The sequence below is a fragment of the Sphingobacterium sp. ML3W genome, from assembly GCF_000747525.1.
In the GTDB taxonomy this organism is placed as follows: Bacteria; Bacteroidota; Bacteroidia; order Sphingobacteriales; family Sphingobacteriaceae; genus Sphingobacterium.
In genome coordinates, this window is record NZ_CP009278.1 from 973,739 (window position 1) to 999,836 (window position 26,098).

Annotated in this window: 19 protein-coding genes; 14 read left to right on the forward strand and 5 right to left on the reverse strand. The window is 36.4% G+C overall.

Annotated elements, in window-relative coordinates; genetic code table 11:
* Positions 1–61: 61 nt before the first annotated feature.
* Positions 62–4,450: a translocation/assembly module TamB domain-containing protein gene (locus tag KO02_RS04335; protein WP_144243257.1), complete on the reverse strand. Its 4,389-nt coding sequence runs from the start codon at positions 4,448–4,450 to the stop codon at positions 62–64.
* A 19-nt stretch (positions 4,451–4,469) separates the two neighbouring features.
* Here KO02_RS04335 and tsaD point away from each other — a divergent pair, with 19 nt between their 5' ends.
* On the forward strand, positions 4,470–5,471 hold the full coding sequence (gene tsaD / locus KO02_RS04340; protein WP_038702128.1) for a tRNA (adenosine(37)-N6)-threonylcarbamoyltransferase complex transferase subunit TsaD: 1,002 nt from the start codon (positions 4,470–4,472) through the stop codon (positions 5,469–5,471).
* A 71-nt stretch (positions 5,472–5,542) separates the two neighbouring features.
* Here the strand turns inward: tsaD and KO02_RS04345 are convergent, their stop codons facing one another.
* Positions 5,543–6,208 carry a hypothetical protein gene (locus tag KO02_RS04345; RefSeq protein WP_038696136.1) on the reverse strand — a complete coding sequence of 222 codons (666 nt, stop codon included), beginning with the start codon at positions 6,206–6,208 and terminating at the stop codon, positions 5,543–5,545.
* 298 nt (positions 6,209–6,506) lie between these two features.
* On the opposite strand from KO02_RS04345, the gene KO02_RS04350 reads away from it, so the two are divergent.
* Together KO02_RS04350 and KO02_RS04355 are read left to right on the forward strand one after the other, a co-directional pair.
* Positions 6,507–7,400 (forward strand): energy transducer TonB, encoded by an 894-nt coding sequence (locus tag KO02_RS04350; protein ID WP_038696138.1) that lies wholly within the window; start codon positions 6,507–6,509, stop codon positions 7,398–7,400.
* Positions 7,401–7,549: 149 nt separating this feature from the next.
* Complete coding sequence (locus KO02_RS04355; RefSeq protein ID WP_038696139.1) at positions 7,550–8,059, forward strand: hypothetical protein; 510 nt, start codon at positions 7,550–7,552, stop codon at positions 8,057–8,059.
* A 66-nt stretch (positions 8,060–8,125) separates the two neighbouring features.
* Here the strand turns inward: KO02_RS04355 and KO02_RS04360 are convergent, their stop codons facing one another.
* From KO02_RS04360 to aspS, 3 genes are all read right to left on the reverse strand, one after another.
* Positions 8,126–9,262: an acyltransferase gene (locus KO02_RS04360; RefSeq protein ID WP_038696141.1), complete on the reverse strand. Its 1,137-nt coding sequence runs from the start codon at positions 9,260–9,262 to the stop codon at positions 8,126–8,128.
* 80 nt (positions 9,263–9,342) lie between these two features.
* Complete coding sequence (locus KO02_RS04365; RefSeq protein ID WP_038696143.1) at positions 9,343–10,731, reverse strand: LutB/LldF family L-lactate oxidation iron-sulfur protein; 1,389 nt, start codon at positions 10,729–10,731, stop codon at positions 9,343–9,345.
* Positions 10,732–10,824: 93 nt separating this feature from the next.
* On the reverse strand, positions 10,825–12,579 hold the full coding sequence (gene aspS, locus KO02_RS04370) for an aspartate--tRNA ligase (protein WP_038696145.1): 1,755 nt from the start codon (positions 12,577–12,579) through the stop codon (positions 10,825–10,827).
* Between the two features lie 915 nt (positions 12,580–13,494).
* Between aspS and mraZ the strand changes: the two genes are divergently transcribed.
* From mraZ to KO02_RS04425, 11 genes are read left to right on the forward strand one after another with little or no spacing between them, the layout of a single operon-like run.
* Positions 13,495–13,968, forward strand: coding sequence for a division/cell wall cluster transcriptional repressor MraZ (gene mraZ / locus KO02_RS04375; RefSeq protein WP_038702129.1), 474 nt, complete (start codon positions 13,495–13,497; stop codon positions 13,966–13,968).
* Positions 13,961–14,875, forward strand: coding sequence for a 16S rRNA (cytosine(1402)-N(4))-methyltransferase RsmH (gene rsmH, locus KO02_RS04380; RefSeq protein WP_038696147.1), 915 nt, complete (start codon positions 13,961–13,963; stop codon positions 14,873–14,875). Before mraZ ends, rsmH begins: the two co-directional genes overlap by 8 nt.
* 20 nt (positions 14,876–14,895) lie before the next feature.
* Positions 14,896–15,306, forward strand: coding sequence for an FtsL-like putative cell division protein (locus KO02_RS04385; protein ID WP_038696149.1), 411 nt, complete (start codon positions 14,896–14,898; stop codon positions 15,304–15,306).
* A 9-nt stretch (positions 15,307–15,315) separates the two neighbouring features.
* A complete protein-coding gene (locus tag KO02_RS04390) occupies positions 15,316–17,439 on the forward strand; it encodes a penicillin-binding protein (RefSeq protein WP_038696151.1) in 2,124 nt (707 codons plus the stop codon).
* Between the two features lies 1 nt (position 17,440).
* The gene (locus KO02_RS04395; protein WP_038696153.1) at positions 17,441–18,898 is read left to right on the forward strand and encodes a UDP-N-acetylmuramoyl-L-alanyl-D-glutamate--2,6-diaminopimelate ligase; all 1,458 of its coding nucleotides are present in this window, start codon (positions 17,441–17,443) and stop codon (positions 18,896–18,898) included.
* Between the two features lie 4 nt (positions 18,899–18,902).
* On the forward strand, positions 18,903–20,147 hold the full coding sequence (gene mraY / locus KO02_RS04400) for a phospho-N-acetylmuramoyl-pentapeptide-transferase (protein ID WP_038696155.1): 1,245 nt from the start codon (positions 18,903–18,905) through the stop codon (positions 20,145–20,147).
* Between the two features lie 5 nt (positions 20,148–20,152).
* Positions 20,153–21,526: a UDP-N-acetylmuramoyl-L-alanine--D-glutamate ligase gene (gene murD / locus KO02_RS04405; RefSeq protein ID WP_038696157.1), complete on the forward strand. Its 1,374-nt coding sequence runs from the start codon at positions 20,153–20,155 to the stop codon at positions 21,524–21,526.
* A 38-nt stretch (positions 21,527–21,564) separates the two neighbouring features.
* Positions 21,565–22,773, forward strand: coding sequence for an FtsW/RodA/SpoVE family cell cycle protein (locus KO02_RS04410; protein WP_038696159.1), 1,209 nt, complete (start codon positions 21,565–21,567; stop codon positions 22,771–22,773).
* A 13-nt stretch (positions 22,774–22,786) separates the two neighbouring features.
* Positions 22,787–23,896: an undecaprenyldiphospho-muramoylpentapeptide beta-N-acetylglucosaminyltransferase gene (gene murG, locus KO02_RS04415; RefSeq protein ID WP_038696161.1), complete on the forward strand. Its 1,110-nt coding sequence runs from the start codon at positions 22,787–22,789 to the stop codon at positions 23,894–23,896.
* Positions 23,896–25,251, forward strand: a complete 1,356-nt coding sequence (murC, locus tag KO02_RS04420) for a UDP-N-acetylmuramate--L-alanine ligase (protein WP_038702131.1) — start codon at positions 23,896–23,898, stop codon at positions 25,249–25,251. Before murG ends, murC begins: the two co-directional genes overlap by 1 nt.
* Positions 25,244–26,086 carry a cell division protein FtsQ/DivIB gene (locus tag KO02_RS04425; RefSeq protein WP_038696163.1) on the forward strand — a complete coding sequence of 281 codons (843 nt, stop codon included), beginning with the start codon at positions 25,244–25,246 and terminating at the stop codon, positions 26,084–26,086. The genes murC and KO02_RS04425 overlap by 8 nt, the downstream gene beginning before the upstream one ends.
* Positions 26,087–26,098 lie beyond the last annotated feature (12 nt).

A 26,098-nucleotide genomic window follows, 5' to 3' on the forward strand; every position in this document is an offset into this window, starting at 1 on the left:
AAGCTTTTAGAATTACAGTGTTCTTTAATTATGTATATATGCTTTTAGTGTATTTATAAGCTTATTGTTGGACAGCTTTTTTCTTTTTTCCGAAAGGAAACATACGTTTTATAAATTCAGAAAATGAATTAAATTCTTGACGGTAGACTAATCCTACTGCGCTTACATATTCCTCACCATTAGGGTTAATAAGAAAATTTCGTGTATTGAGGCGGTTTGAACCTCTTAATAACAAGCGACCGTCCTTTCTAAGGTAGAATAGGGCTTCTGCATCGGTGGAAACACGATCTGAGAATACATTTAAATCTGTCAATTGATTACTTCTGTTATCGGTGATTCCTCCAGTAAGAATTAAGCGATCGTTGAAAAGTCTAAGGGATGCTGAGGCATCGTTTAAAGACTTGATATTGATGTCGAAAAAGTTAATGTTTAATGATTCAGCAATGATATTATTCAATTGATTGAAGGCTATTTCGGTACCGGCAGATAATAATGTATTATTCACCTCTTTTCCAAAATCAGTCTGTGAACCTGGTGTAAAACTGCGTCTGACGATTAAACTCAGCGCTTGTTGGTTGATATTATTTACATCGGAAAGATATCCTTGTAATTCATCCTTAACATACGGATCCTGAGGGAAGTTTAAATCAAAATTGATTTCAGGTTGGCTTAATAACCCTTTTAAATTCATATCTGCCTGCGCTAATATACGTTGTGGATTGTCTGTTTGTCCAGCGGCATTATACAAGGCAGATAAAGAAGTCCTCTGTTGGTAAATTGCCGTTAAGTTAATATTCGCTTCAGATGGGTTGCCCGCCCAGCGAATGGTACCTCCTTCTTTAAGATCAAATATTTTGTTGATATAATCTTGGGCTTTAAAATTGAATTTTCCTGAACTAATGATATAATCTCCAAACATTCCAAAATCACCTAAAGAAGCGATCTTCATGGTAATGTTACCTGTCCCACGACCCGATACACCCCCTAGAGATGTGTAGAGGTTCATTTCGGCATTAGGAGTGAGGGAAAGATCCATATTCATAGTAATACCATTGAAACTTTTCCTTTTCACTTGATCAGTGCTATTCAGACTATCTTTCGAAACAAAATAAATGAAATCATTATCACTAATGGTCATTGAACTATTGAATGGAATATTTATAATGGTATTATCGTTCGATTTAGCTTTGATATCAATATTGATAGCTGAAGTTACTCCTTTGAAATTGAAATCACCACTGGCATATGCTGTTCCATAATAGAGGTTGTTATCTTTAATTGTGGTATTAAGTGTTAAAAAATTATTTGCTTTAATTTTGATATCAATATTAGGGTCAGATAGTTTATTCAAATCGATCATGCCATTGATGATGGCCTCATTATCTTTTGGGTCAAGGAGTTTAAAGTTATTTAGGAAAATCCCATTGGAAAGTATAATCACCTTATCTGATAGGTGATAAGGTGTTTTTAAATAGTTGATGATAAATGCTGCGTCTGTAAAATTAGCATTTCCGCTAATTTTGGGGTTCTGGATATCTCCTTTGATATTTAGTTCAGCATCCGCTTTTCCATGGAGATTTGATACCAAAGATTTAAGAAATGGTTGAAAAAGAATCAGGTCCGTATTTTGTAGTGCAGCCTTAAGATCTAATTTATCATTTTTGTCATTGATGTTGTATGTGCCAGATAGTGCAATACGTTTACTTCCATCTTCAATTTTGCTATCTAGATGAACGAGATCTGCATTCTGATCATAATTTGCTGTTAATTTTAACTGACCAATGGGGATTTGATTATAAATTATTGGGCTTGTAGATAAATTTGCAATAAAATAGGGTGATTTGAAAATGGAATTAATCTCTAAGTTTCCATTCATTTCACCGAGCATATTGATGCCAAGTGGTTTTGTAATACCATTTAATGAACTGAGGTTAAAATCTTTGAATAAAATATTTACGCGATCGCTTTCTTCATTCGATAACACCCCATTAAGCTGTACTTTTTGTTCATCGTGTTTTAATACTAAATCTTGGATATACCATTTTCCTTTTGAAACTTTTAATTCTGAGCCCTGGTTTAATGTCCATTTATTCTTATTTATTATAATGGTTGACGGGTCGAAGTTAATAAATGCAGGTTTTTGATGGGCAAATTGAATTACTCCGTTGAGATCTAAATTATTGCTGGCATCTAGTTCTGATAATTTGATGTTAAACCTTAGACTATCGTTAGCAAGAATATTAGCAATGTTTATATTCTTAATATAGGTGCTATCAGTGAGATTAATGCGGTCCGCTGAGGCAGAGACTGACATAGATTCCGTATTCGAAATTTGATCAACAATTAGGTTTGCCACCTTAATGCCACTATAATTAAAGATGGGACTATACAAGTTGAATTGTGCATGATGATCATCACTTGAAAATTTCGCATGAAGTGTTGCACCACTATCTAAGCTAATTTCTTTTTTAAAAAAAGTGGCTATAGGTTCAAATGACTTGATGTCAAGGTTAAGTTCAAAATTTTGCGTATTGTATGTATTTGTTTCAAAACCGATTGCTGGGGCATAGCGCATAGCAAGCATCTTGAAGTAAGATACTATGGTATTTAAATCGATTCGACCATTTAGAGAAGCGTCGACGACATCAGAAGAAAGGGTTAGTACTCTGTTATTTTCATCTCCGATAGCTTCGAATGAAAATGTGTTGATATCAAAATTTCCTTTTTGTGTGCTGAAGTTAATATTATTTGCCTGTAGTTCTCCGACTAGGTTATTGATATTGCTTCCCATTAAGTTAGTCTCGATTGTTGTGCTATGCACAATGATACCGTTTTGTTGTGAGAAATGAAGTGCGTATAAATCAGTATCATTAATATCCGCGGTAAGGTTATATCGAATAGCTGGATTTGACCAGTCTACCTCAGTTTGAAAATCAATTTTAGCATTTGGATCTTCAATTGCTCCTGAGCCTATAAATTTTTTATCAACAATTTTACCTGTCAATGGAATGTGCTGATAGGTATAATTCTTGAAGTCTACATTTTCTAAATGACCATCAATCGCTAACAACAAATTGTCGGAGCTGGTGCCACTACCTTTTAGATTAAGATCAAAACCACTTGTTTTTAAAACCTGATTATCCAATAGTGTGCCTATGCTAAAAGCTTTTGACTGATATAGGCCATCATATTGAAAATCATTCTGAAAGTTTAAGGATGACTCGGTATAAATTGAACCTAAATCAGTTTTTACTTCTCCATGAATTTTGAAGTTATTATATAAGCCGTTCAAACTTCCGTTGTATATGATTGTATTTGCACTTTTTAGAAGTTCAGGAAGTTTAAAATCTTTTCGATTACTAAGCTTAGGGAGAATGTTTTGTAAGTCTTTATACGTAGACTCAAGTTTGAGGTTAGATAACTTAAATTCTGTTTGCTCGATATCTGGAAGACCTGTTATTTTAACATTTCCAATTAATTTCGTTGATTTTTCGGTCTCAATGTGAATATTTTTTGCATCTATGTGATTTACTTTACCTTTTGCAGTTGCTTTTTTTATTTTTAAATCAAATTTTACGCGATGCATTGCGGAAGAAAAAAAGGCAATATCTGATGAATTTAGAACTGAATTTTTAATATTTAAATCAACATCAACACGATTGTTAAAATCTGAGAAATCCTCAAAACCATTGAACTCTAGCTTAACATAATCTTTTATAATAGAACTATTCGTAATCAGTAATAATTTTTTTAATTCGATTTTGCGATTGCTTACAAAAGCATTGGTAGCTAGACCTTTTATTTCTAGCCCTTTTTTTTCGATTAAATTAAGTTGTTTTATATCAAGTTGGATTGTATTATTATCAAATTTTATTCCTTGAAAATCTGCATTGAGATGTTTAATATCTAGGTCTCCGAAATCAACTACTTTAGCATAATGCTTCTTCGTATGATCAATATAGCGAAATTGATTGTTTACTAATTTCAATTGTTTTAAGTCAAAAATCAGATTTTTACTCACCTGTTTTTTATCCTTTTTAGGAGGGTTTAGATAATCTAATAAGAACTTAATGTTAGAACTATCTTTGTATACTTGATAATAAGCTGATGTATTTTCTAAGGTCAATTTATTGATAACAATTTTATTGTTTCCCCAATACTGATTTAGATTGATAGACGCATTTAATCTTTCAGCGATTAAAATCGTATCACCTTTGGTATCATATAATTCAAATCCTTCTAAAATCAAAGAATGGAAAGGCTTGAAATAAATATTTTTTAGCGCAATTTTTGTGTTTAACTCTTTAGAGAGATAGGATACCGCTTTTTTGGCAATAAAGTTCTGAACGGGTTTCAATTGTAACGATAGCACCAATCCAGCTAGCAAAAGGAGTATGCTAACCAATGTAATGAGTGCTATTTTAATTATTTTTTTGATACTTTTGTACAATATTAATTACCCCAAAGCTATGGCTGTTATTTTAGGTATTGAATCATCTTGCGATGAAACATCTGCTTCAATTTGTATCGATGGAGAAATATTTTCCAATGTTATTGCTACTCAGGCGATTCATGCAAAATATGGAGGTGTAGTTCCAGAATTAGCATCACGTGCGCACCAACAAAATATTATACCAACGGTTGAAGAAGCCATTCGTGTTGCAAAAATACATAAAAATCAAATAGATGCAGTAGCTTTTACGCGCGGTCCAGGATTATTAGGTGCTTTATTGGTTGGAACTTCATTTGCAAAGTCTTTTGCTTTAGCTCGTAATATCCCATTGATTGATGTAAATCATATGCAAGCCCATATATTAGCACATTTTATTGAAGGACCTAAGCCTACTTTCCCTTTTTTATGTCTTACGGTATCTGGTGGACATACACAAATCGTATTGGTAAAGGATTATTTTGAAATGGAAATTTTGGGACAAACTTTAGATGATGCGGCTGGAGAGGCATTTGATAAAACAGCAAAGATTTTAAATTTGCCATATCCTGGCGGACCATTGATCGATAAGCATGCTCAAAATGGAAACCCGGATGCTTACAAACTCCCAGAACCCCAAATACAGGGTTTAGATTTTAGCTTTTCGGGGCTGAAGACTGCAATTCTTTATATGGTGCAAAAGGAAGAAAAGTCAGATTCAGATTTTTTGAAAAATCATATTGATGATGTGTGTGCATCTGTTCAATCTCGTATTGTATCGATATTGCTCAATAAGTTGAAAAAGGCTGCAAAGGAAACCGGTGTCAAAGATATTGCTATTGCTGGAGGAGTCTCTGCAAACTCAGGTTTGCGTAAAGAATTGGTTGCAATGGGGGAGCGTTATCATTGGAATGTATTTATCCCTAAGTTTGAATATTGTACAGATAATGCGGCAATGATTGCTATTGCCGGATATCAGAAATATGTAATCAAAGATTTCGTCGGACAGGATGTAGGGCCATTGGCACGTATGCATATGTAGTCCGTTGATCTTGACCGTAAAAAAAGACTAGATTAAACAGCAATGCCCCAAACAGCTAGTCTTTTTTTATTTTATTGAGGAGCACTATAACCGTATGCTTCAGCGATACTTTTAAAAACTCCGGCTGTTGATTCATAAAAGTTCAAATTGTAGCCCTCAGCTCCCCAAAATACGGTTGCTATTTTGATGGATTTACCGGATTGAAAAATAGATAATACTTGTAGATTTTCGAAGTCGAATATTCCACCGTCATCTACACGCCAGGTGCTCATTTCATCATATTTTGCAGGAAAATCTAATGTGATGATTTGATTATTGTGTAGATATGATAGTACAGCGAGTGCGGAATCATTTTTAACTTCAAAAAGCGTTAAGTTTATTTCATCTTGATTATTCAGTTCTGCTATCGTTAGGCTTTTTGTTATATGTCGATTATATTTATTTGATAATGTAGTTTTTGTCTGATGACAGGTCTCTTTTTCGGTCTTTTTGAAAGGTGAAAATTTGTTGTCATCAATGAATTTTTGATTCACTAATAGTGCAAAATCCCCCTCATTTATTTTTTCTTTTATAATGAAAAAATCGCCACCATTGTTTGAGAAATTGAAACTAGTTTGACGTCCATTAGAGGCTTCACTTTCAGGTTTTGTTGCTGAATAAATAATTGGAGTCATTTTATTATTGATGATGGCATATGTTGCGAGTTTGGGATTTATTTTCTCATTCTCTACTGGCAAGCTGACTAAAGAATCTTTTTTCTCATTTAAAAAAGAAAAGATTATTAGGTCTTTGGTACTATCTTTTTTTTTCTTGACTGCTTTCTTTTATTTTTTCTTGCATGCAACTTGTTAATATTGTGCTCAGTATGCTAAATGATAGCCATATTTTTAAGGTTGTTCTCATCCTTGTTCTTGTATGTTTTTCTATTCTGTATTTTAAAAATACGGTAAATATCGTGAAAGTAAAATTTTCTTTTTTATGGAATTTTATTAACTGTGCATCCTAGTTTAAAATGTAAACTTAATTTTTAAAGCTATGCTAAATTCGAAATTGAATATTTATCAAAGAGAATGGTTAGAGGTTGTCTTTGCAGGGCGTAATCAATCTTACGGCGCTTTTGAATTACGAAATTTATCGAATTGGGCTACGAATTGGTCTATTGTGATTGTCTTGAGTTTGGTTGCTTTAGGTGTGGTGGGCAACAGTATTTATAATCGATATTTCAAACCTGATGTGCCAGTTGTTCAGCAAAGAGAAATTGTTGTTGATCTTAACACTTTGTATGAAATGGAAGAAAAAGTGAAGGAAAAGCAAGTAGAAGAACCTGTTCCTGTTCAAGAAAAAACCTCTTTGCAGATTGCTGTAGATTTACCAAAAGAGGAATTGATACGTTTCGTAGAACCGAAAGTTACACATAGGGATCGAGTTACAGAAGATATTGCAACGCAAGATGAATTGACTAAAACGAACAGGATGTCGGCACGTTTGAGTTTGAAAGCAAGCGCCACGGGCACTTCTATACCTAGGGGTGAGTTTGGCTCTGTAAAACGCGATGGCGGTATTACAGGTGTCAAAGAAGGGGCAGTAAATGGAAATTCGGATGTTGTTAATGATTTTAAAACTGTAGAAGTAATGCCAACTCCACATGGAGGGATGCAAGCTTTTATGAAATGGGTGGGTGAGTATTACCAATATCCTGAAGCAGCTTTACAGCATGGTGTGAATGGGGTGGTTGAAGTTTCTTTTGTGGTAGAAAAGGATGGGACACTGACGGATATTTTGGTTAAAAGAGATATCTCCTATGATACAGGAAAAGCTGCTATCGAATTATTGCTTAAAGCGAAGAAATGGAGGCCCGGTATTCAAAATGGAAGACCCGTTCGAGTAGCCTATACATTGCCTATTCGTTTGAATACAGTTTCACAATAGACATGTCGCTTTTCGGGTTTAACTTTATTTAACAGTGAGCGATTTAAACTTTAGACAGTTTTCAACATCTTACTAACACATGTCTGCAAAAGTATGTGTTCATAATTGCGCAGACAAAAATATGTTAATTGTATTAAAAGAGAAATATCATGAAAAAGTTAATGTTAAGCTTGTTGCTATCTGGAGTTATATTTGCAGGTGTTGCGCAAGAAAAAGTTAATGTTAAAGTAAACGTAAGCCATGATGGTCGTCGTTCTGTTAACAGAGAATTTAAGGTAGATAAAAAATCGGCAGAAGAGATTGCGCAAATCCGTACTGATCGGATGGATAAAAAATTAAAATTTACTGATAAGCAACGTAAGGAAATTTATTCATTGCAATTGGATCAGGCTAAAAAAGATAAAAAGAACTTTGCCGATCGTCGAGTCGCGATGGACCAAGTGAAAAAAGATCGTATGGCGCAACGTGAAAAGTTGATTAAAAGTTTGAATCCTGAGCAACAAAAAATATATAAAGAGTCTTTTTCGGAAAATCGTAAACAGCATCGTATGCGTAAATCAGGAGATCGTCCCGTGCGTCGTGATCATATAGAAAGAAATCATAAAGAGGAGAAAGGTAAGATAGAGGTTAGTAAAGAAACTTCGGTAAAGAGTAGTTAATGTGTTTTAAGGTTTTGTGTTAATTTTTTTTTCAGAAAGGTCCGCTCGTAAGAACGGACCTTTTTGTTATTTAATAAACCTTCTAGTTATTGGATTCATATCAAATATTTTAGTAACCAAATAACTTAATACAAAACTAATAATCGAAATCAATACTATTTTTATACCTGCTGGCAGATAAGGTACTTTGAAAAATAGATCTGATATTCCTTGTACAATTATAAAGTGAGACAGGAATATACCGAAGGTGGCGAGTGACCAATCCTTGAGCGCTTTTGATTCTTTAATTTTTAGTTTTTGAAAAATAATAAAGACCGAAAAAGTCATCATGGCAACATTAATAGAACAGAAATACCATACAATTTCCAAATTAGCATAATTAGCAGGATAGAACTTTTGAGTAATTAAAAAACCAGAAAAAGTGATGGTAAATCCGACTAGAAATACCGGTATTGAAATCGCTAATGTTTTGTTCCAAGACCAAGTTAAAGGGAATTTGACTAAATAATAAGCAAGGACAATGTAACCAATGAAACCTGAGAAATAATAAAATGTCCCAAATTCATTCCATGTACATACACCCCAGATTCCTGTATCGCCATAATTACCTGTATAACCGAGTAAAGGTGCAGCCATTTTAATGTAGGGTAAGATCAAGGTTATGATCCAAAAACTCAAAAAGATTTGAATATCTTTTTTTGAGGCACGATCTAACCAAGAACCAAAAATGGGAATGATTAAGTAGATACCTATGAGCATATAAATATACCATAGCGGAGTCGTGTCATAATTAAAATTGAAAATAGAAGTGATTATCTTAGTTAGCGTACCTTCTACAGTATATTTTTCAATTGATATTAGCCCATTTGGACTCGATTTGATAAAATAGGCATAAAGGGCGAATGCTATGGGAAGGGCTATGGACCAAAATAATAATGGAATAATGATGCGTCCAATACGTTTTTTATAAAATGTGGCCAGATCTGTCTTGACAGGGAACAATAAGATGCCAGACATCATCGCAAAAAGTGGTACACAAGGCCTAACGAGACTTCCTATAAACACCGCAGTATGAAACGAAATACTATTGTCAAATGACGCTACAAAAGCATCACAACTGTGACATAATACGACTAAAAAGCAAGCGAAAATTCTTAAAAAATCAATCCAGGGAATGTAAGTTCTTTTTGTTTGTGAATCCATAAATAAGTGAGGTTTTTATTGATGGCGCTAAGCTAACAAAAAAAATAGCAATTGATTTCAAACCAATTGCTACATTTTTGTTAATCTTTATTCTTTTGTTGCTCTTTCCATTGTTTAGAGAAAGATTTGTCGGCTAGTTTTGGCAGCTGTCTGTTGTTGCCCCATATTTTTTTAAAGAATGTACTTATAAAAAAGTTTTTCAACTTACCTCCGAATAAATCAATTAGCTTTCTTCTCTGTATGAAGTACGTAAAGCCTTTCCATGCTTTTTTCTCTATTGACGGGGCTAAATCTTCCGCTACAGCATCTCTTCTATTTAACAATAGCATTCGTTGAATGTCAATACCAACAGGACATACCTCTGTACATTTACCACAAAGGGAAGAGGCGTAGCTTAAGTGTTTAAATTCTTTCATTCCACTAAGATGTGGTGATATGAGAGAACCAATAGGACCTTGATAAGTAGTTTCATAGGTGTGCCCACCAATATTTTGATAGATAGGGCATACATTTAAGCATGCTCCGCAACGAATGCAGTATAAACCTTGTCGTTGTTCCTTTTGGGCTAAAAGATTGGTGCGGCCATTGTCTAATAGGACTACGTACATTTCTTCAGGACCATCAGACTCATAAGCTTGTCTGGGACCACTTAGCAAGGTGTTATAAACCGTTAAATTTTGTCCTGTTCCATGAGTGGAAAGCAACGGCCAAAATAAATCAAGGTCGTTTATCGATGGTAATATTTTCTCAATGCCAACAATAGCAATATGAATTTTAGGAAAAGCTGTTGTTAAACGTGCATTACCTTCGTTTTCCGTAATGGCAATACTACCAGTATCTGCTATTAGAAAATTGGCTCCCGATATGCCTATATCAGCTGTTTTATATTTTTCGCGCAACAGTTCGCGCGCTTTCATTGTTAATTCTTCTGCAGTAGCTTCAAGTGGTGTTCCAAATTTATCGTGAAATAACTGGGCGATATCAGCTAGACTCAAATGCATCGCTGGAGTGACGATGTGATAAGGTTTTTGACCTAGTAATTGAATGATAAATTCACCAAGGTCACTTTCCAAAGCCTCAATTCCTTTTTCCTCTAAAAAATGATTCAGTTCAATTTCTTCTGAAGCCATGGATTTGGATTTGATAATGCTTTTGGCATTATTTCGTTCCATGATTTTCCAGATTTCCTGACGGGCCTCTTCAGCGTCATTGGCCCATATCACTTTTCCACCTCTTTTTATGAATTTGCTTTCAAACTCTAATAGATATTTATCTAAATGTTCAATAGCTCTCCATTTTGTTAGATTTGCTTCTAAACGAGAGTTCTCCAGATTCACGAATTTACTCTTCCCTTTTTCGAAAGCAATATTATACTTGTCGATATTATAATTGATAATATCGCGATGCTTACTGTCGAAAGATTTGGTTGCACTTTCTTTCAAAAATTTATCTGCAGAGCTTACTGACATCTAATTCTTTTAATTTTATAAAAAAAGTTGGTAATAAATTACCAACTTTTAAAGATAACGCTTATAAATTATTTCTCGCATGATGCGATCAATTTATTTAATTTTTAAGTTCAAATTTAAGCTCAACTCATCCAATTGATTTTGATGTATTGTAGAAGGAGCATCAATCATCACATCTCTACCTGAATTGTTTTTAGGGAAAGCGATGACATCACGAATAGAATCTATTCCTGCTAATAAAGCTACCAAACGATCAAATCCAAATGCCAGTCCACCATGTGGAGGAGCGCCATAGGTAAATGCTTCCATTAAGAAGCCAAATTGTTTTTGTGCTTCTTCTGGTGTAAAGCCCAAATGTTTAAACATGAGGGACTGTAATTCACGGTCGTGAATACGTATCGAGCCACCGCCGACTTCAGTTCCGTTCAGGACGAAATCATATGCATTGGCCCTCACTTCACCTGGATTAGTATCCAATAAAGCTATATCTTCTGGTTTTGGTGAAGTAAACGGGTGGTGCATCGCATGATAACGCTCCGATTCTTCGTCCCATTCTAACAATGGGAAATCCAATACCCAAAGTGGAGCAAATTTATTCTTATCGCGAAGACCTAATTGATTGGCAACTTCTAAGCGAAGTTCATTTAATTGCTTACGAACTTTGTCCTTCGGACCTGCCATGATTAAGAATAGATCTCCAGGTTTTGCTTGGAGTAATTTTGCGAATTCTAATAATTGCTCAGGGGTATAGAATTTGTCTACGGAAGACTTAACTGTACCGTCTTCGTTATAACGTGCATATACCAGACCCGTTGCACCAACTTGAGGACGCTTCACATAATCAGTTAATGCATCCAATTGTTTACGCGTGTAGTGCGCACAACCCTCAGCGTTGATGCCAACGACTAATTCAGCAGCGTCAAAAACTGGGAATCCTTTATCTTTTGCAACTTCATTCAATTCTACGAATTGCATGCCGAAACGAATATCAGGTTTATCAGAACCATATAAGCGCATCGCATCGGCATACGTCATACGCGGTACTTCTCCTAGGTCAATATTTTTAATTTTTTTGAATATATGCTTTGCCAAACCTTCGAAGAGATTTAATACATCTTCTTGTTCGACAAATGACATCTCGCAATCGATCTGCGTAAATTCTGGTTGGCGGTCAGCACGCAAATCTTCATCACGGAAACATTTTACAATTTGAAAGTAACGGTCAAAACCAGATACCATCAATAATTGCTTGAAAGTTTGAGGAGATTGCGGTAATGCATAAAACTCTCCTGGATTCATACGTGAAGGGACAACAAAATCGCGTGCACCTTCTGGTGTAGATTTGATTAAAACAGGAGTTTCAACTTCAATAAAATTTTGCTCATCAAGAAATCGACGAACTTCCTGAGCAGTTTTATGACGTAATATTAAATTTTCTCTTACGGGTGTACGACGTAAATCTAAATATCTGAATTTCATTCTAATATCTTCTCCTCCATCTGTTTCATCTTCGATAGTAAATGGGGGTGTTTTAGACGAATTTAATATTTCCAGAGAAGATACCTTGATTTCAATTTCTCCAGTTGGAATCTTTAAGTTTTTGCTAGAACGTTCAATAACAGTTCCAGTTACCTTAATTACGTACTCACGGCCTAGTTCACGAGCGCTAGCACGTAAAGAATCATCGTCATCAGAATTAAATGTTAATTGTGTAATGCCATAGCGATCTCTTACATCTATGAAAGTCATCCCGCCTAAATCGCGTGATTTTTGAACCCAACCGCTTAGTGAAACCGTTTTACCTAAGTCAGCTATTGTTAATTCTCCGCACGTGTTTGTTCTATGCATACTCTAATTATAATTTTATACAAAATTATCTGTTTTTCGGGAGAATAACGAATGGCAATTTTGTTTTATTGAAAGAAAGATCAATCGTTTTTTTTTAGTTCGTTTCATTTGAGCTATAAATAAAATTTCGAAACGTAAATTTTTGTATTGTTTATATGGTATTTAATTACTCATTTTTAATTTTAAACTATTCATTTCAATTAAGTTAATACGCATTGTTGAGAATGGAATAGCGATTCGTTTCATTTGTTTTTAGCTTAACCTTTCCATTTTTTTGTTAAGGTAAAATACACCTGATATTTTGTTTTAAAACAGGTTCACTAAGGTCCGATTTACATGGGAAGTTCGAGTGTAGTTGGGACTCGATATAGCCTCAGTTTTTGTCTTTTTTGAAACATCAACTTTGTGGTGAGCATGAAGTATTTCTCTACGTGTAAATCTGACTTTTAATCATTTTAAAGAAAGATTGCTTTGCCAATCTTTCTTCTTATTTCTGTTTCCCCTTTTAGATATTTTTTTGCTATAAATGGCGCGTTTTTAACGTCATTGTTTTGTAAGTATAAGTTGATTATTAACATCTTGTGATTTACTAAGAAAGCGGTAGAAAATCTAATTTTTATTTCATAATATCATGATTTTTTTAAAAAAATATGATATTTCACCTATACTTTCAACAATTTATAGCGAAAAAATGTAATTTCTTGACAGTTTTTTTTTGTGGTGGACCGTTTTTGAAAACGGTTCAAAAACTACATTTGGGAGCTATTTTTTAGCTTTTTGTTGTCTCTGTAATGCGGTTGTTTTTGCTTAAATGTAGCGCTTTCACTATGTGGAAAACTTTTTTGTGGGTAAAAGTGGGTAAAAGTGGGTGAAAGTGTATACTTTTACATTGAATTTGAAACCAATGTGTACAAAATGAGTTTTTTAATTGGCGAATATGAATGCAAGATGGACACCAAAGGAAGAATGGTGTTGCCTGCTGCGCTCAAAAGGCAGTTGCCTGATGTTGAGCGCGAGGGGCTTGTAATCAATCGTGGATTTGAAAAGCATTTGGTGATTTATACGCGCGAGGAATGGAATGCGATAACTGCTCGTTTGGCTCAGTTGAATCAATATGTTGAGAAAAATCGAATGTTTATTCGGAGTTTCACAAGAGGGGCAACCGAGTTGAGTTTAGATGCGGCAGGTCGGGTTTTATTACCAAAAAGCTTATTGGAATATTCAGGTATAACCGGAGAAGTTGTTTTGGCTTGTCAGGTTAATAAGATTGAAGTTTGGTCTAAAGACGGGTACGAGGATTTTATGAATGGTGATTTGGGAGAGGATTTCTCGGCTTTAGCTGAACAGGTTATGGGAGGTTTTGATTTAGGAGGATTAGCAAATGGATAATGTTTATCATGTGCCAGTTATGTTGAGGGAATGCATGGATGCATTGGCGATAAAGCCAAACGGCATTTATGTGGATGTGACATTTGGGGGAGGAGGTCACTCCAGAGAAATTTTAAAACACTTAGGACCAGAAGGTCGATTGTTTGCTTTTGATCAGGATCCAGACGCTTTGAATAATGTAATTGATGATTCGAGATTTACTTTGATTCATCAAAATTTTCGTTTCCTAAAAAATAACCTTCGTTTAAATGGCGTAAAACAGGTAGATGGTATTTTAGCGGATTTAGGAGTGTCTTCTCATCAGTTTGATGCTGCCGATCGTGGTTTCTCCATCCGTTTTGATGCTGATTTGGACATGCGGATGGATCAGATTTCTGATGTGGATGCTCGAACTGTATTGGCGACATATGCGGAAGAAGATCTTCATCGGATATTTGGGATGTATGGGGAGATTATCAATGCGAAGACATTAGCAAAAACTATCGTCACTGCGCGGTTAACATCACCCATTAATACTGTCGCAGAGTTAAAAGATGCTATAAAAAAGTTAGTTCCCAGAGGGAAAGAACATAAATATCATGCGCAGGTTTTTCAGGCTTTGCGTATTGAGGTTAACAGAGAGCTTGAGGCTCTTCAGGAGTTTCTGTTGCAAACTGTAGATGTCTTAAAGGCTGAAGGGCGCTTAGTGGTGATGTCCTATCATTCATTGGAAGATCGTTTGGTGAAGAACTTTATGGCTAAGGGTAAATTCAGAGGGGATGTGGAAAAGGATTTTTTTGGAAATGAAATTAAACCATTTCTAGTTATTAGTCGTAAGGCAATTACGGCAAATGAGAATGAGTTGGTGGAAAATAATAGATCGCGTAGTGCGAAACTACGCATTGCTGAAAAGTTGGATATAGCTTAATGCTTTAATTGATTGTCAGGATGGGTAAGAATACGATAAGACAGCAAGAATTAAGCGAAGAGGTTCAAGAGGAGTTGCAAGAAGCAGTTGAGGAGAAAGCTGAGGAAACGCAAAAGTTTTTGAGAACGTTGCTTACTGCGGGTAATCTATCAATTTATTCGATTGTAAACTACTTGCCTTTTGCTGGTTTTGTTACCTTGTTGATGTTGCTCTATATTACAAATAGACATTACGCAGAGCGTACGATACGTAATATAGATAAATTGAGTAGGGAAGTCAAAGAGTTGAGTTGGGATCATAAGTCGCTCTCTGCTGAACTCATGAAAATGTCTACCCAGACAGAAATAGCAAAGCGTGTGGATTCTTTAGGTTTGAAAGAGCGAGTGGAACCACCAATTAAGATTGAAATTGTAAAAGAAAAAAAGAAATAGGAGACGTTTATGAATATCAGAACTACCATTCTATTTCGTGTTTATATTGCTTTCGGTTTAATCGTCCTTGTGGCGATTGCTGTGTTTACGAAGCTTTTTCATTTGCAATACGTTGATGGTGATAAGTGGCGTGCTCTATCGGATAGTTTGTCTATTCAGGAGCGTGAAGTAGAGGCTGCAAGAGGGAATATCTATTCCAATGACGGAAGTCTTTTGGCTACGTCTGTTCCGGAGTATGATTTGCGTTTCGATGCAATGGCGATTCCAGAAGAGGAAAATGATTATTTTAATCTGAAGGTTGACTCTTTAGCAATTAAGCTGTCTGGTTTTTTTAAAGATAAATCTTCCAGGCAGTATTTGACATTATTGAAGCAGGCGAGAAATAAAAAACAGCGTTATATTTTGATTAAACGTGCTGTTTCACATCAAGACTTGAAAGTTCTTAAAAGCTTTCCGCTTTTTAAAGCTGTACGGGTGGGTAAAGAGCGTTATCCCGGAGGCTTGATTACTGAGCGTCAGAATAAGCGTATTCTACCATTTGTGAATTTAGCTGCACGTACAATAGGTTATAAGAATGTTAAAGAAAACATTCATGTAGGCTTAGAGGGTGCGTACGGTGAATATATTGATGGAAAAAGCGGTAAACGATTGATGCAAAGAATAGCTGGAGGTGTTTGGATTCCGGTAAATCGTGATATTGAGGTGGCTCCAGTTGATGGTGCTGATATTATTTCGACGATTGATATCAATATGCAGGATATGGCGCAGAGAGCCTTAGAAAAGCAGATGATCGCAAGTAATGCAGATGAGGGTTGTGTGGTGATGATGGAAGTCAAGACTGGGGAAGTTCGTGCTGTAGCTAATTTCACGAAAGACAAAGATGGAGTCTATCGTGAAAAGATGAATATCGCAATTGCGCAAAGTGCAGAGCCAGGTTCTACGTTTAAATTAGCTTCTTATCTAGCGGCTATCGATGATGGTTTGATTGACTCAAGCACGCATGTGAATGTTGGAAATGGTAACTGGCCGATTTATCGTCATACGATTAAAGATTCACATGCACCTAAAAAATCGGTGATGAGTGCACAGGAGGCTTTCGAGCAGTCATCAAATGTTGGTATTACGAAGCTGATTTATGAGAGTTATAAAGATAATCCAGGTAAATTTTCAGCTAAACTGCATTCTTTTGGTTTAGATCAAAAATTAGGATTACAAATAACAGGAGAGGGAGCTCCTTTAATAAAAACTCCAAAGAGTAAAAGTTGGAGTGGCTTGTCCCTAGTACAAATGGCTTATGGCTATGAATTGAAGGTGACACCATTACAGATGCTGGCATTGTATAATGCTGTTGCAAATAACGGTAGAATGATTTCACCCTTATTTGTTAAGGAGATTAGACATCTGGGGAATACGATTGAAAAATTTGAAGCTCGCGTTATCAATGAAAAAATTGCTTCAGATAAAGCAATAGGACAAATTAGAGGGATGCTAGAGGGGACAATGAAGCAAGGGACGGGGAAAACGTTACGGAATCCTTTGTATACCTCAGGTGGTAAAACCGGAACGGCACAGATGGCGGATGGCGCGATGGGATATCGTAACCGTAAATACCAATCTTCTTTCGCGGGATATTTTCCTGCTGAAGATCCGAAGTACTCGATTATCGTAGTGATTCGAAATCCAAGAAATGGATATTATGGTGCATCTACTGCAGGACCTGTGTTTAAAGAGTTGGCTGATATGGTATATGCAAATGATTTGGATATGCATAGTGCCTTTAATAGAAAAAAACTGAATACTTCGGTATTAAACACGAAGGCATTGACACTTAAAGGGTCGCGTGAAGCAACTCAAAAGGTATATGAGCAGTTAGGTTTGAAGATTGTAAATTGGAATTCAATTGCACAGAATGACACAACAAGTTCGACTCTTGGGGTTCCATTTGTGGAATATCAAATAAAAGAAGGTGTAGTGCCGAACGTTATGGGGATGGGATTGATCGACGCATTGTTTGCGTTAGAAAATTCTGGATTTAAAACAAGCGTGATCGGAAAAGGAAAAGTGATGAAGCAGTCTTTGATTGCTAGTCAAAAGTTACCAATTGGTACAGCAGTAACAATAGAATTGAAGTAGGATGAAGAATTTAAAAACCATATTACATGCTATTCCCGTACAGGAAGTAGTCGGTCAGCTAGATGTTGAGGTAGTATCGCTTTGTTTCGATTCTCGTCAAGTTGTATTGGGTAGTTTGTTTATTGCAGTTAGGGGTGTGCACACAGATGGACATCTATTTATTGATAAAGCTATTGCATTTGGAGCCAGGGCGGTTATCGTAGAAGAATTGCCAGTGGAGACATTGGATTCGGTAGTTTATATTGTCGTAGCAGATTCTGCTCTTGCATTGGGAATAGTTGCAGCTAATTTTTATGATAATCCGTCGAAGAAAATGAAGTTGGTAGGGGTTACAGGTACTAATGGTAAAACAACCGTTGCAACTTTATTATTTCAATTGTTCACAGAATTGGGCTATCACGTTGGTTTGTTATCAACAGTGCAAAATCAAATCGGTGACCGTGTCATCCCAGCAACACATACAACACCAGACCCTATTCAGTTGAATTACTTGCTACATGAAATGGTGGAAGAAGGCTGTGATTATTGTTTTATGGAGGTGAGTTCGCATGCAGTTGTACAGCAGCGAATAGCTGGGTTAAAATTTACGGGTGCTATTTTCACCAATATAACACATGATCATTTAGATTTTCATAAAACATTCAATAGTTATATTAAGGCGAAGAAAAAGTTCTTTGATGATTTAGATACAGCTGCTTTTGCGCTGACAAATGAAGATGACCGAAATGGCCAGGTGATGTTGCAAAACACATTTGCATATAAAAAGACTTATGGTTTACATTCAGGTGCTGATTTTAGTGCTAGAATAGTGGAAAGTCATTTCGATGGTATGTTGCTGAATATCGACGGTCATGATGTATGGGTGAAGTTGGTTGGAGGCTTTAATGCTTATAACTTATTAGCGGTCTATGGGGCAGCTATTTTGCTTGAACAAGAAACTGTTCGGGTATTAACCGCGATGAGCGTATTGACAGGTGCTGAAGGGCGGTTTGAAACCATGAAAGCGCCAAATGGTGTCTTTGGAATTGTGGATTATGCACATACTCCTGATGCGGTTGAAAATGTATTGCAGACTATTGAGAAATTGCGCAATCAGAATCAACAGATCATTACCGTATTAGGTTGTGGTGGTGATCGTGATAAAACAAAGCGACCGGAAATGTCACAAGCGGCTTTGCGCTATAGCAATCGATTGATTATTACATCAGATAATCCGAGAACGGAGGATCCGCTCGTAATCATTAAAGAAATGGAAGCAGGTGTTGCTCCCGAACAAAAAAGTAAAGTTCTTTCCATTGCAGACCGTAAAGAAGCAATTCGTGTTGCTTATCAATTGGCAAAGCCAGGGGATATCATTGTGGTCGCAGGAAAAGGACACGAGAAATATCAAGAGATAAATGGTGTACGTCAGCATTTTGATGATAAAGAGATTTTAGAATTAACATTTAACGAAGTATAATAATATGTTGTACCATTTATTCACATGGTTAAACGAATACATGCACATTCCAGGAGCTGGTTTGTTTCAGTATATTTCTTTCAGAACATCGATGGCAGTGATTTCTTCATTGATCATTACTACTGTTTTTGGAGGGAAACTGATTCAGGTGCTTCAGAATAAGCAAGTGGGAGAGACTATTCGTGATTTAGGATTAGAGGGGGAGAAAAAGAAGCAGGGTACACCAACAATGGGTGGCTTAATCATTATTGCTGGAATTTTGATTCCAACTTTGTTGTTTGCTAAGTTGACCAATATTTACGTCATCATTATGATTGTTTCCACATTATGGATGGGAGCTGTCGGTTTTTTGGATGATTATATTAAGGTATTTCGTCATAATAAGGATGGCTTGGCTGGACGTTTTAAAGTAATTGGTCAGACAGGTTTAGGTATTTTCATTGCTTGTACGATGTATTTTCACCCAGAGATTGTCGTGCGTCAAAATGTAGCATCACCCACATCGACTAAGCCAGTTGAGGTTGTAATCAATCAAAGTACGGGCGAGAAGACGTATGCAGAGAATGTAAAATCATCAAAAACAAACATTCCATTTTATAAGAATAATGAATTTGATTATGCTAAAGTGTTCAAGATGTTTGGCTTGCATAATGATGTTTTAACATTTATTGTCTTCTTGGTTGTGGTTGTTTTTATCGTAACAGCCGTTTCCAATGGCGCTAATATAACAGATGGTATTGATGGTCTGGCAACGGGAACTTCTGCAATCATTGGTGTTACCTTGGCGATATTGGCCTATGTATCTGGTAACGTTATCTTTTCTGATTATTTGAATATCATGTATATTCCTAATTCTGGAGAGCTTGTGATTTTTGCAGGTGCTTTTGTTGGCGCCTGTGTTGGATTTTTATGGTACAATACTTACCCTGCTCAAGTATTTATGGGTGACACTGGTAGTTTGGCTATCGGCGGGATTATCGCTGCTTTTGCAATATTGATTCGTAAAGAGTTGTTGATTCCGATTTTATGTGGTGTTTTCTTATTGGAGCTGGTTTCTGTAATTCTGCAGGTTTCTTATTTCAAATACACAAAGAAAAAGTATGGGGAAGGACGTCGTATATTTTTGATGTCTCCTTTGCATCATCACTTTCAGAAGAAAGGTTACCATGAGGCTAAGATTGTGACCCGTTTTGTTATCGTAGGAATTATTTTGGCCATTTTGACCATCGTAACTTTAAAAATTAGATAATCGACATGGCAAACATTTCATCAACATATTATCCACAGTCGGGAAAACTAATTGTTCTTGGTGCAGGTGAAAGTGGTGTCGGTACTGCGATCTTAGCTAAGCAAAAAGGATTTGATGTTTTTGTTTCTGATAAAGGAATGATTACTGAACAGTATAAAGCACAATTAGAGGGTGAGCAAATCTCTTATGAAGAGGGTGAGCATAGTGAAGATCATATTTTACAAGCTGATCTTGTTGTTAAAAGTCCTGGAATTCCGGAGCATGCTCCTCTTGTTGTTGCCTTGAAGGCAAAACAAATTCCCGTGATTGCAGAAATAGAATTTGCAGCACAATATACCGATGCAAAGTTGATTTGCATCACAGGATCAAATGGGAAATCCACAACAACGATGTTGACGTACGAGATGCTGAAACACGCCGGAAAACATGTCGGTTTAGCTGGGAATATCGGTAAAAGTTTTGCATTGCAGGTGGCGCGCGAGCAATTTGATGTTTATGTACTGGAGATTTCAAGTTTTATGTTGGATGATATGTATCAATTTAGAGCTGACATCGCAGTGATTTTGAATATTACAGCTGATCATTTGGATCGCTATGATTATAAAGTGGAGAATTATGTGGATTCTAAATTTAGAATGATTCAAAATCAGACGAAAAATGATTATTTCATTTATTGTCTGGATGATCCACAAACAACAGAAGGGTTGAAAAGGCATCATACTGCTGCGACACATTTACCCTTTACACAGGAGCAAAAAGTAGCATTTGGAGCGTATTTGTCTTCAATTAAAGATATTATAATTAACATACCTAATAGCGATACATTTACTATGAGAACGGAAGAGTTGTCTTTGACAGGGAAACACAATGTGTACAACAATATGGCTTCTGGCCTTATTGCCAAGGTTCAAGAATTGAGGAATCAAGCTATGAAGGAAAGTATGAGTTCATATGTCAATATTGCACACCGTTTGGAGCAAGTTGCATGTATTGGAGGTGTTCAATATATCAATGATTCAAAAGCAACAAATGTCAATTCTGTGTGGTATGCGCTGGAAAGTGTGTCTACGCCTATCGTTTTGATGTTGGGAGGAGTAGATAAAGGCAATGATTATGAGATGTTACGTGATCTAGTGAAAAATAAAGTACGCGCAATTGTCTGTATTGGGAAAGATAATGCAGCTATTCATGCTGCTTTTGAAGAGGATACGGATCTGATCGTAAACAGTTCTTCTATGCATGATGCAGTTCAGTTGGCATCGCATTTAGCACAAAAAGGAGATACGGTATTGTTGTCCCCAGCTTGTGCAAGTTTCGATTGGTTTAAAAATTATGAAGATCGTGGTGATAAATTTAAAGCTGCGGTTATGGAATTGTAGTAGAATAGGTTTTTAAAATAAATCTAAAGGGATTAATTATGGTAGAGCAGCTACTTTCTAAATTAAAAGGCGATCGTTGGATCTGGATTATTGTGATCCTGCTCTCGGGGTGGTCTTTGTTGGCGGTTTACAGTTCTGTAGGAACATTGGCCTATAAAGAAGGAAAGGGAACGGAGTTGTATTTGTTCAAGCACTTCTCATTAATTGTTGTAGGGTTTGTTTTGATGTATTTATCGCATAAACTGGATTACCGGTACTATGCGGGTATATCCAAATTATTAATGGTGATAACAGTTCCACTGTTATTATATACGTTGATTTTTGGTAGTAAGGTAAATGATGCAAGTCGTTGGGTAACCATACCTGTTATCAATCAAACATTTCAAACTTCCGATTTGGCAAAGTTGGCGTTGATTACTTTTTTGGCTCGTATGCTTTCAAGAAAGCAAGAGGAAATCAAAGATGTAAAAAAATCATTTATTCCAATAATGGGCGCTGTTTGTGGTGTTTTTGTGTTAATTGCTTGGGCGAATATGTCTACAGCAATTATGTTGTTTGGGGTATGTGTATTGTTGCTTTTGATCGGTCGTATTAGTTTTAAACAGATTGCTATTGTATCGGCTGGTGTGTTTTTGTTAGGGATCATCGTTGTTTCCGTAGGACCAAGACGTGCCACCTATTATAGCCGTGTTAAAACATTTATGGGGGTAGAAAAAGATAGACAGGAAGGTATGCCTGTTTCTTTTCAAGATGATAAAAACTACCAGGCAAACAATGCGAAGATTGCAATAGCGACTGGAGGTGTATTCGGTAAGGGGCCGGGCAATAGTATTCAAAGGAATGTGCTGCCACACCCTTATTCAGATTTTATATTTGCCATCATTATCGAGGAGTATGGGACGATAGGTGGAGTTGTATTGATTTTTCTATACCTCGCATTGATGTATAGGTGTATTCGCATCGTAACATTAAGCCCTAAAGCGTTTGGTGCTTTTTTGGCTGCGGGTTTAGGATTTAGCTTGACCATTCAGGCATTTGCAAATATGGCTGTAGCAGTAGGTTTAGGACCCGTTACAGGGGTACCGCTTCCATTGGTCAGTATGGGGGGGACATCTATTTTATTTACAAGTATTGCATTAGGGATTATCCTGAGTGTAAGTAGAAATATTGAAGAATTAAAGGGTAAGCAGGAATTGGACGAACGACCTAAAGCAAAAAGAGTGGTTGTTGGTACTATTCCAGCATAAATATAGAAAACGAATGGCTATACGTGTGATCATAAGTGGAGGTGGTACTGGCGGACATATTTTTCCAGCAGTAGCAATTGCTAATGCACTGAAAGCATTGGATCCGCAAAACGAAATTCTTTTCGTTGGCGCCAATGGTCGTATGGAAATGGAAAAAGTTCCTGCTACTGGTTATAAAATTGTTGGTTTAGATATTCAAGGGATAAATAGACAAGTGTTGTGGAAAAACATCTTTCTACCATTCAAACTTTTTAAAAGTATGAACAAGGCACGTAAGATAGTCAGGGAGTTTAAACCCGATGTTGCAGTTGGTGTTGGTGGTTTTGCTTCGGGACCATTATTGATGGTTGCAAATCGATTGCATATACCAACTCTTGTACAGGAGCAGAATTCGTATGCGGGTGTTACCAATAAAAGGTTGGGAAATAAGGCAGCTAAGATTTGTGTCGCTTATGAGGGCATGGAACAATTTTTCCCTGCAGATAAAGTTTTGTTAACGGGTAACCCGATTCGTCGCGCTTCTGTTGAGATTGATGGTAAGCGTGATGAGGCATTTGCTTTTTTTGGTCTAGATCCTGATAAAAAGACCATTTTAGTAACAGGAGGAAGTTTGGGAGCGCGTACTTTAAATGAAAGTGTTATCGCTTCCTTAGAGAAACTCAAGCATGCAGATGTACAATTGATCTGGCAATGTGGTAGTTATTATTACGATAAATTAAGTCAAGAACTACAGGGTAAATTGCCAGCGGGAATTCATATGTTAGCTTTTTTGCAACGAATGGACTTTGCGTATGCCGCAGCAGATGTAATCATCGGTAGGGCTGGTGCTGGTACAATCTCCGAATTATGTGTTGTTGGTAAACCGGTGATTTTGGTTCCTTCACCTAATGTAGCTGAAGATCATCAAACAAAAAATGCAATGGCTTTGGTGCAAAAGCAGGCTGCTGTATTGGTGAAAGATGATCAGGCCGTAGCAACTTTGTTCGAGTCAGCTCTAGCTCTGCTGAATAACGCTGTCGAATCAAATTCTTTGGCTTATAATATAAAGAGATTAGCACTTCTTGATGCAGATGTTGTCATCGCTAGAGAAGTTTTAAAATTGGCAAATAAAGGAGGTAGATGATGAAAATTGATGCAATCAAACAAGTATATCTGATCGGGATAGGTGGAATTGGAATGAGTGGACTTGCTCGTTATTTTGCTCATTTAGGATGTGTGGTAAATGGGTATGATCGTACAGAAACGGAATTGACTAAAAAATTGGTTTCAGAAGGAATCGTTATTTCATACGTGGATGAGGTAGACACGTTGGATCCTATTTTTAGTTGTTCAAATGAGGAAACATTAATCATTTTTACCCCTGCTATACCTAAAGATTCAAAAATTAAACATTTTTTGGAGGCGGTGGGGCATACCTTGCATAAAAGATCGGAAGTCTTAGGTATCATTAGTGAAAGTCGTTTTACAATAGGTGTGGCTGGTACGCATGGTAAAACAACCACTTCGACAATGGTCGCTCATATTTTAAAAGATAGTGGTTTTGATTGTTCGGCCTTTTTGGGAGGAATCAGTTCCAATTACGATACCAACGTTTTATACGGGAATAATAATGTCGTTGTTGTAGAAGCAGATGAATATGATCGTTCATTTTTAACATTGCATCCCAATATTGCGATTGTGACTTCTGCTGATGCCGACCATTTGGATATTTATGGCGATGCAGGTCAATTATTGGCATCATTCCAAATGTATTTGGATCGGGTCGTTGATGGGGGTACACGCATCGTGAAGAAAGGTTTACCATTTGATGGAGAAATCTCTTATTCAGGGCATGAAGTAGCAGATGTTTATGCTTCTCATGTACATGTTAGAGATGGAGAGTTTTATTTTGATTATATTTCGGGAACGACGAAGATTGTTGATATCCATTTAGGATTACCAGGAACACACAATGTTGAAAACGCAGTAGCGGCGATAACAGTTGCTCGTATTTTGGGTATCGAAGATGATAAAATTAAATCAGCTTTGACGAATTTTAAAGGAGTCAAGAGAAGGTTTGAATACATTGTAAGAAATCAATCTGCTATTTATATTGATGACTATGCGCATCATCCTGAGGAGTTACGCGCATTTTTGTCTTCAATGCGGAAGTTGTATCCAAACAAGAAGTTAACAGTTGTTTTTCAACCGCACTTATTCACAAGAACACGTGATTTTATAGATGGATTTGCAGAAGTGCTTTCGATGGCCGATCGTTTACTTTTAATGGAAATCTATCCTGCACGTGAATTGCCGATTGAAGGCGTAAATTCATCTTGGCTGTTAAGTAAAATTACAGCTCCGGAAAAAGCAATTGTTACTGCAGAAGAGGTGTTGGCGATAGCTAAAACTGAAAAGCTTGAATTATTGGTAACAGTTGGAGCCGGTGATATTGACAAATTAGTAAAACCGTTGAAGGAAATTATAGAACATGCTTAAATTTTTACACAACATACAATGGAATCGCGTACTGTATCTATCGCTCTTTTTTCTAGGAGTCATAGCTGTAGTTATCGTGATGTCTTTGGTCAACCGTAAGGATGATCAACAAGTATGTCGTGAAATCAATATTTTTATTGAAGGAAAGGAAGCTTTTATTGATCAGGGAGATATTTCCGCACTTATTAATAAAAATTACGGTAATATCACTGGAAAACCATTGGTAGATATTCCTTTACATAAGATTGAACAGATGTTAAAAAAATTGCCTTATGTCTCAGAAGCAACGGTGCATTTGGATATGACAGGTATATTGGCTATTAATATCGCACAACGTGAGGTTGTCATGCGTGTCATCAATAAGAATGGCCGCGAATATTACATTGACTTAAATGGGCTGAAAGTACCTACTACGTTAAAGTATGTGCCACATGTGATGATTGCAACAGGTAACATCGATGAAGGATATAAAAACCCGTTAGACTCTGTTAGTTCTACTTTGGTAAAAGATTTATTCCGAGTGACACAGTTTATCGAAAGGGACGAATTATGGAGTAATCAAGTAGTCCAAGTATTTGTTAATCAGGATAAGGATATCGAATTGGTCCCACGGGTTGGTAATCAGCAGCTTATTATTGGAACTGCTGATTCGTTGGCTCAGAAATTTAGTTTATTACAGACATTCTATAAGGAAATCATTCCAAAAGTTGGAGTGGATGCTTATAATAAAGTGAATGTAAAATATGCAGGTCAGATTATTTGCGAAAAACGCGGTGCCTGGACATTTGACGACTTGTATAATCCAGAGAAGAAAGTAAAGAATAACACATTATAGTATACAGCATCA